The organism is Paenibacillus assamensis DSM 18201, from assembly GCF_000422445.1.
Classification (GTDB): Bacteria; Bacillota; Bacilli; order Paenibacillales; family Paenibacillaceae; genus Paenibacillus_B; species Paenibacillus_B assamensis.
The window spans coordinates 4,321-13,349 of sequence record NZ_KE383839.1; the positions used below are offsets into that span (position 1 = coordinate 4,321).

Annotated in this window: 4 protein-coding genes; all 4 read left to right on the plus strand. The window is 54.2% G+C overall.

What is annotated here, in order from left to right; translation table 11 throughout:
• The coding region (locus H580_RS0120355; RefSeq protein ID WP_245583611.1) for a condensation domain-containing protein at positions 1-1,930 on the plus strand (1,930 nt) is incomplete at its 5' end.
• A gap of 157 nt (positions 1,931-2,087) precedes the next feature.
• Positions 2,088-5,342 carry a non-ribosomal peptide synthetase gene (locus H580_RS0120360; protein ID WP_028596418.1) on the plus strand — a complete coding sequence of 1,085 codons (3,255 nt, stop codon included), beginning with the start codon at positions 2,088-2,090 and terminating at the stop codon, positions 5,340-5,342.
• Entirely contained in the window at positions 5,332-7,158 is a 1,827-nt protein-coding gene (locus H580_RS0120365) for an ABC transporter ATP-binding protein (protein ID WP_028596419.1), read from the plus strand. The genes H580_RS0120360 and H580_RS0120365 overlap by 11 nt, the downstream gene beginning before the upstream one ends.
• Positions 7,155-8,888, plus strand: coding sequence for an ABC transporter ATP-binding protein (locus tag H580_RS0120370; protein WP_028596420.1), 1,734 nt, complete (start codon positions 7,155-7,157; stop codon positions 8,886-8,888). Before H580_RS0120365 ends, H580_RS0120370 begins: the two co-directional genes overlap by 4 nt.
• The last annotated feature ends 141 nt before the right edge of the window (positions 8,889-9,029 follow it).

A 9,029-nucleotide genomic window follows, 5' to 3' on the forward strand; every position in this document is an offset into this window, starting at 1 on the left:
GGCGAAAATCCGGGGTTACCGGATCGAAACGGGCGAGATCGAGTCGCAGCTGCTGCGAGTGGAAGGTTTGCGCGAAGCGGTGGTGCTGGTTCGAAGTGACGCAGACGGGCAGAAGGCGTTATGCGCGTATTACACGCCGAATACCGGGGCGGATCTGGTGGTGAACGATTTGCGCAGCGCACTCGCGCAGGAGTTGCCGGGCTATATGATCCCATCGTACTTCGTGGGGTTGGAGCGCCTGCCTCTGACGCCGAATGGGAAGATTGACCGGAAGGCGCTGCCCGCGCCGGAAGGAGAAGCAGGAAGCGGAACGGAGTACGTCGCACCGCGCAATGAGCTGGAAACGAAGCTGGTGGTGATTTGGCAGGAGGTACTCGGGCTTGCGAAGGAGATTGGCGTTCACGACAACTTCTTTGACATCGGCGGCCACTCCTTGCGGGCGACGACGCTGGTCAGCAAGGTATTTAAAGAATTAAACGTCAACTTGCCGCTGCGCGACGTATTTCGTCATTCTACGATTGCGGCAATGGCCGAGGCGATCGCCCGCATGGAACGACGGGAGCATGAGGACATTCCTCAAGCGGAGGAGAGAGAGTACTATCCTCTGTCCTCCGCGCAGAAACGGCTGTTCATTCAGCACACGTTGGATGGGGCAGATCAGCTTTACAACATGCCGGAGCTGGTGCAGGTGGAAGGCAAGTTTGATTTAGACCGGTTAGAAGCCGCCTTGTTGAAATTGATAACACGGCATGAATCGCTGCGCACCGGTTTTGAAATTGTAAAGGGCGAAGTGGTTCAGCGGATTTACTCGCAGGTCGATTTTGCTATGGAGCATTATCGAGCGGATAAAGAGAATGCGGCTCAAATCGAGCAGATCGTCCGCAGTTTCATTCGTCCGTTTGATCTCGTCAAGCCGCCGCTGCTGCGGGCCGGGGTCATCGAGCTGGAGGCGAACCTGTATATCCTCCTTTTCGACATGCACCATATGGTGTCCGATGGTGTATCGATGGCGATTGTGATCGATGAGTTCACGAGTTTCTACGCGGGGGAAGAACTGCCGCCACTACGCATTCAATACAAGGATTATGCCGTTTGGCAGCAGTCGAAGGCCTACCAAGAGCGGATCGGGCTGCAGGAAGCGTACTGGCTGCAAACCTTCGAAGGTGAGCTGCCGAAAGCGGACCTGCCGATGGACTACGAACGGTCTGCGGATCGCAGCTACGAAGGTGCGCATCTGGAGTTCGACATCGAAGCTTCTCTCTCTGCACGGCTGCGCGAATTGGCGGCCGAGCGTGAAAGCACGCTGTTCATGGTGCTTGTTGCGGCTTATACCGTGCTGTTGTCCAAGTATAGCGGTCAGGAGGACTTGGTCATTGGCACCCCGGTGGCGGGAAGAACGAACGCCGATTTGGAATCGGTTATCGGGATGTTTGTCAATACGCTGGCGATCCGCAATCGTCCGTCGGGCGACAAAACGTTTTTGTCCTACCTGGAAGAAGTGAAGGAGACGGCTTTGGGGGCTTTCGAGAATCAGGATTATCCATTGGAGGAACTCGTGGAGCGTTTGAATGTGAAGCGAGAGCCGGGTCGCTTCCCGCTGTTTGATGCCGTTTTCGACTTGCAAAATATCGAAGAACGAGACGCCGAACTGGAAGGGGTCAGCCTGAACAATTATGAGCTTGACCATTTGGAAGAAGCGAAGTTCGATCTGACGCTGTTTATGTATGAAAACAATGGTTCTCTGAGCGGGGGCTTCTTCTACGCCACCAAGCTGTTCAAAGAAGCGATGATCCGCAACTTGACCGAGGATTACCTGCGGGTACTGTCTCAAATTGCGGAAAATCCACAACTCGAGCTAAGACAGATTAAATGTCATAAGCCGGCGGCAGGCGCAAAGAGTGCCGTCGATACGATCGAATTCGCGTTCTAATTTTACAAGCGCGACCCGCTGTCTAGCGAAAGCGGTGCGCATTTATTTCAAGGAAGACGGCGAACAACGTCTAAGCCCTTAGACGCGCAGGCCGAAAGCAAGTTTTTTCGGACCTGCGCCGGGGCATGCGGTCATTTCATTTTTAGGGGTGATACGAATGAAATCTTTGTTTGAAAAGGAAGAACGCTACTGGAGCGCCAAGTTTGACGACGATGACAGCTTGAGCTTCCTTCCGTACAGTCAATCCTCCAAATTATCCGCCGACGGGGAATCCGCGGCCGAGCCGGGCTTGCTACACCGTACGCTGCCGAGCGAACTCTCGGAGAGAATCATTGGGCTCGCCAACGGTTCGGATTTGGCTTTGTACATGATTGTTTTGGCAGGAGTAAAGAGTCTACTGTTCAAATATACCGGGCGGGACCAAGTACTGGTCGGCATGCCTTCTTATAGCGTAGACGCCGACGGGACTCCGCCACCGCATGACATCTTGGTGATCAAGACGTCTGTTAGCCGCCAAACTACGCTGAAAACGCTGCTCGGGGGCATCAAAGCCTCTATTGGTGAGGCGCTGGAGCATCAGCACCTGCCTTTTCGGAAAATGGTGGAGCCGCTCCATCTGGACTATACGGGGGACGGACTCCCGGTTGTCAACACCGTCGTATCCTTTGCCCCGATTCATCCGGGACCGTTGGGTAACCGGGTGGCGGCCGATACGGTTTTTCGCTTCGACCGCCAAAACCACTCCATCGAGCTGGAAATAAGCTTTGATGGGCAGCGGTATGAGCGTGCATTTGTGGAACAGGCGGCCGACCATCTTGTTCGGCTGCTGTGCGTGCTTTTATTTCAGTCGGATTTGGAGCTCGGACAAGTTGATGTGCTGTCCCCGGACGAGAGGGAGACGCTGCTGAAGCGATTTAATGACACTGAAACCGAGTTCGAGCGGGGGAAAACGATTTACGGCTTGTTCGAAGAACAGGCGGAGCTTTACCCGGACAACGTGGCAGTCGTCATGAACGAGCGGCAGTTGACCTACCGTGAGCTTAACGAGCGATCCAACCGCCTTGCGCGGACCCTGCGAAAGAGGGGGGGAGCAGCGGATCAACTGGTAGTGATTCTGGCCGAACGCTCGCTCGATATGGTCGTCGGCATTATGGCGGTTCTCAAAGCGGGCGGAGCCTACGTGCCTGTCGATCCCGACTACCCGGAAGAGCGCATCCGCTTCATGATCGAGGATTCGGGTGCGCAGCTGCTGCTGACTCAAAGGGAACGTCTACAGCAGGTACCGTTCGAAGGGACCGTGTTGGCGCTGGATGACGAGCAGGTCTACACCGATGATGGCTCGAACTTGGAGCCGGTCAGCGGTCCGAATGATCTGGCTTATGTCATCTATACGTCAGGTACGACGGGCAAACCTAAAGGGGTCATGCTGGAACATCGAGGTTTGGTCAGCTTGAAACTGATGTTCGCGGACAGACTGGGCATCACGGAGCATGACCGGATCGTTCAATTCGCCAGCCTGTCGTTCGACGCATCCTGCTGGGAAATGTTCAAAGCGCTCTATTTTGGCGCGGCTTTGTACATCCCGACGGCCGAAACAATTCTCGACAACCGCTTGTTCGAGAGTTATATGAACGAGCATGCGATTACAGCGGCGATTTTGCCTCCGACGTACAGTGCTTATTTGAACCCGGACCGCCTCCCCAGCTTAAAGAAGCTAGTAACGGGAGGCTCAGCGGTATCGGCCGAATTCGTGCAGCAGTGGAAATCGAAGGTGCACTATTTCAATGCTTACGGCCCTACCGAAGCTTCGATTGTTACGACGCTTTGGGATGCGGATGAAGAGCAGCCGGAGCACAGAGTTATTCCGATCGGGCGCCCGCTGGCCAATCACCGGATTTTTATTTTAGATGCCCACTTGCAGCTTGTGCCTCCGGGAGTGGACGGCGAGTTGTGCGTAGCAGGCGTGGGGCTTGCGAGAGGTTACTTGAACCATCCGGAGCTGACGGCCGAGAAATTCGTGGAACATCCGTTCGCGCCGGGAGAACGCCTTTACCGGACGGGAGATCTCGCCCGCTGGCTACCGGACGGAAATGTTGAGTACTTGGGCCGGATCGACCATCAGGTGAAAATCCGTGGAATCCGGATCGAGATAGGCGAGATTGAAGAGCAGCTTCTGAAGATCGACTCCGTGCAGGAGACGATTGTAATCGCGCGGGACGGCAAAAGCGGGCAAGAATTGTGCGCTTATCTGGTCGCGGTCCACCCGCTTACGCTCGGCGAGCTGAGAAGCGCGCTGGCGCAAAAATTGCCGAATTACATGATTCCGGCGCATTTTGTTCAGCTTTCACGGATGCCGCTAACCCCGAACGGGAAAATCGACCGCAAAGCGCTGCCCGCGCCGGAGGAAGCCGCGGTCGGAGGAGCGGAATATGTCGCGCCAAGAACGCTGCTCGAAATGAAAATCGCCCGCGTCTGGCGGGATACGCTTGGCGTTCCGCAGGTCGGCGTAAAGGATAACTTTTTTGAGTTGGGTGGCAATTCGTTAAGTCTGATGAAGCTCGTTCAAGCCGTTTACGATGAAACGGGCATTGAGATACCGCTGAACCGCCAATTTCATCATTTAACCGTTGAAGCTATGGCTTTCGGAGAGGGGAATCTGGGCCTGGATAAAGGGGGAGACTCGTTCATTAAGCTGAATCAAGCAGGAGATCTGAGTGTGTTCTGCTTCCCTCCGGGCAGCGGCTTCGGCGTCGGTTACCGAGAGCTGGCAAGCAGGCTGGATGGCCAGTTTGTGCTCTACGGCATTGATTTTATCGACGATGCCACCGATTACGAGGCTATGCTGAACCGTTATGTGGACGAAATTGTCCGCATTCAGCCGGAAGGACCTTATGTGCTGCTTGGCTACTGCTTCGGAGGCAACTTGACATTCGAGGTAGCCAAAACGATGGAGAAAAGAGGGTATCCCGTAACGGACGTGCTCATGGTGGACTCGTGGATTAAGGACGCGCTAACGCCTTCTGAAACGACGGAGAAAGAGCTTGAAGAAACGCTTGCCGATTTCGATGAAGAAGAGAAGGAATTAATGAGCAACCCACTCGTACGGGAGCGTGTTCATCGTAAGGTCAAAGCTACCTTGGCATACGAAGCGCAGCTTATTAATTCCGGCACGACCTCGGCCCGGATTTACGAACTAATTGCGCAGGACAGCGAAGCGTACCGCACGGAGCACCAATTGCCGTCCTGGCGGGGGGCAACGACGCAAGCTTACGCCTCTTACCGGCTGGAGGGCGCGCACGAGGAATTGCTGGAACTCGCGCGCGTGGACGAAACGGCCATTGTCATCCGGGACATTTTAGTGCAAGTCAAGCGGCAGATCGAAGCGGAGGCTGGGGTGCTGCATGGAAGCTGACCGGCAGCCGTCTGTTCAAGCGCACGGCACAGCGGTGCCTTCCAAGCGCCAAACCGCTTACGCGACCTGGAAAGCATTCCGCTGGCTGATGTCCTATGTAAGCCGTCACAAAGGCTGGATGATCGTGGGTACCTTGTCCGCAATTGCTGCAGCCGTTATTGAGATATGGACGGGGAGTTTAATCGAGCAGTTGACCACCCAGGCCGAGAAGGGGGCAGGTCCAATCGCTCTCCAGATCGTGTACACGGTCTTTGTGGTCATCTTGATCGGAGTGCCGGCGAAGTTTTTCATGAGCTTCGGCGTAGAGCGAAGCAGCGCTTCTGCGGTGCAGGATATCCGCAACCATGTCATGCGTCATATCGGCAAACTCCCGGTCTCCTATTTGGAAAAGCAGCACTCTGGTGACATGTTGTCGCGGATCAACAACGACCTGCAGCTTATTCAGCAGTTTATGATTCGGGACCTCGCCCAGTGGTTTTATCATCCGCTATTATTCATTGGCTGTTTCGCTTATTTAATCTACCTCCAATGGGAGTTGATGCTGTACAGCCTGCTGTTATTTCCTGTAGCGCTGCTGGTTTCCCAATGGATTGGCAAGCAGTTGGAACGGTTGACGGAGGAAGCCCAGGCGAACATGGGCCGAATGAACATCAACCTACAGGATACGCTTGGCGGTATGCCGATTGTAAAAAGCTATCTGCTATCCGGCATGCTATCTCGCTCCTATCAAGTGCTGCTGCAATTGACAGCTCAAAAAAAGCTAGCCGTGAAAAAGCGGGAAGCTTGGGTCAACCCGCTGCTGTCCACGCTGATGATCAGCCCGATCATTTTTGCCGTCAGTTACGGAAGTTATTTAATCTACAACGGTCAACTAGGCGCGGGGGAACTGGTCGCCTTCCTGTACTTGCTGAATCTGTGTCTGGAGCCGCTGGAGCATATTCCTGAGCTCATCACTCGCACGTTCGAAATGGCCGGTGCCCTGAGAAGGGTCTCCGAAATCGTAGAGCAGCCGACCGAAACGGAAAATGGCCGTTCGCTTCCGAAGGCGAGCGCCGCCCCCATCGAGTTTCAGAACGTAACCTTCGGGTATGAAGAGAGCGCCTCGATCCTGCGTAATGTTAGCTTCACGGTGCCGGAAGGGAAGACGATCGCGCTTGTCGGGGCGAGCGGCGGAGGGAAGAGTACGGTGTTTAAGCTTGTAATCGGCTTTTATCCGCTTCAGGAGGATCAGGGGGAGATCCGTGTATTCGGCAGCCTGATCCACGGCGCCGATCCGGAGCAGCTTCGGTCATATTTTTCAGTGGTAACTCAAGATTCCTATTTGTTTAGTGGCACGATCGCCGAAAATATTGGCTACGGGCGGGAAGATGCGTCGATGGACGACATTATGGAAGCCGCCAAAGTCGCTCAGGCGCACTCCTTTATTATGCAGCTTCCCGACGGCTACCAGACGTATGTCGGAGAGCGCGGAGGCTTCTTGTCCGGCGGGCAGCGCCAGCGTATTGCAATGGCCCGGGCTTTTCTGAAGGATGCTCCCGTACTGCTGCTGGACGAACCAACGTCGGCTCTTGATCCGGAGTCGGAAAGCGCGGTTCAGGAAGCGCTCAACGTCTTGATGAAGCAGAGAACGACGATGGTTATTGCCCACCGGCTCTCTACCGTACAAAACGCCGACGAAATTTGGGTCATGGAACAAGGAAATATCGTGGAAAAAGGCACTCATGAACATTTGTTGGAGATGAAGGGGTTGTATGCCCAGTCATACTACCAGGAATTTACCGAGTCTGCCGAACGCAGGGAGGTGTCGTACACATGAAAAAGGGCGGCTGGCTCTCGCAAGTAAAAGAACTCGGCTACTTGCTGACGTTTATGAACCGCAAGCTCAAAACCCAGTACGCCATTGGCCTTGCCGTGACGGCGCTCACACAGACATTGTTCCTGATCGCCTTCAGTTTGGTCGTACATAACTTGGTTGATTTCGCCGTGTCCCGAGATACGTCCCTGATGGTGGAAGCCTTTATTATTTTGGGCGTGGCCCTATTCCTGGAAAATGTGATTTCTCCATGGTTCATTTACTTATACCAACGCAGTGTCGAGATGACTGTGCTGGATATTCGCAAACGTCTTTATGACAAGCTGTGCCGGGTGCGGCCGAGATTCCTAGAGCAGACGCACCATGGAGACTTGCTGTCGCGGGTGAACAACGATGTAACGACCGTTGAGTTTACATTCTCGCAGGTTTACTTCGTTTTGCTGCTTCAAGTTGTCTTTTGCATCGGCTCCATTGTCTCTATGGTGTTGATCGATTGGCGGTTTGCCGGGGTATCCTTCGTCATTCTGCTGCTGTCCTCCGTTGTTAGCCTGAAATTTGCGAGGGATATTCGCGTTCTGTCCGAACAAGGCTTGCAAACGCTCGGTAAAATGACCGAAAAATTTAAAGATTTTATGGGCGGCATTCAAATGGTGAAGCTGTTCCGCATCCGCACGATTTACGGCCAGTACGAGGCGTTGAACGAACAAATGACGCAGACGCTTCGGCAAACCGCACAGAAAAACGGCATGCAGGCTGCGGTGAACCATTTTATCAGCTATGTCACGTTCTGCGGCATCATCGTCATCGGCAGTCTTCTTTATGCTTACGGACTGATGGGAATGGGAAGCGTTGCTGCCCTGGCGGTTCTGCAAGTAAATCTGACACATGCCTTGTTGAACTTGGGGATGGTTCTGTCCATGACTCAAAATTCGCTCGCGGGCGCTACTCGGATTCAAGAGGTACTAAGACAGGAAGAGGAACCGGAGCGTCTGGGATCTCCTTGTAGTGAGCTCGTGTCAGAGGCTGCGGTGGAGTTTCGCGATGTGGAATTTTCCTATCAGGCGGATAAAAAGGTGCTTATCGACATGTCCATGCAGGTGTTTCCCGGCCAGGTCGCCGCTATCGTGGGGGCCAGCGGCAGCGGCAAAAGTACGCTGATTAAGCTGCTGCTCGGCTTTTATCCTGTGGACAGCGGAGAAATTCTGCTCCAAGGCAAACCATTCGGCCATTACACGCTGGAAGAAATCCGCAGGCAGATTGCATACGTTCCACAGGAGTCGTTCTTATTTACCGGCACGATTGAGGAAAACATCCGCTACGGCAACCCGGATGCAACGGATGAAGAAGTAATCGAAGCGGCCAAAGCAGCGTACGCTCACCATTTCATTCAGGAACTTCCTGAACAGTATAAAACGCCGGTGGGAGAGAGAGGAGCGTCGTTGTCGGGTGGACAAAGGCAGCGAATTGCGATCGCCCGGGCGATTCTCAAAAACGCCCCGATTTTGCTGCTGGACGAAGCGACTTCCGCGCTGGATAACGAATCCCAGCATTGGGTACAGCAGGCTCTGAACGTATTGATGAAGGGGCGCACCACCATTTTGATTGCCCACCGTCTCAGTACCGTGGAACATGCAGATTTAATTACCGTCATGAACCAAGGGACGGTCGTTGAGCGGGGCCGCCATCAGGACCTGCTGGCACTCGGGGGTTATTACGCTCGGTTGTACGGCTAGATGTGCTTTGCGGCTGGTGGCTTCCAGCTTGCGAAAGCGACAGAGTCTTTTTAGTAATCCAAGGTATGACTTTATAACGGTAGTTACTAGAAAACGCAGACACGAACAAGGGGGAAGAGTCCGCAGGAGCCGTTCCGAGAA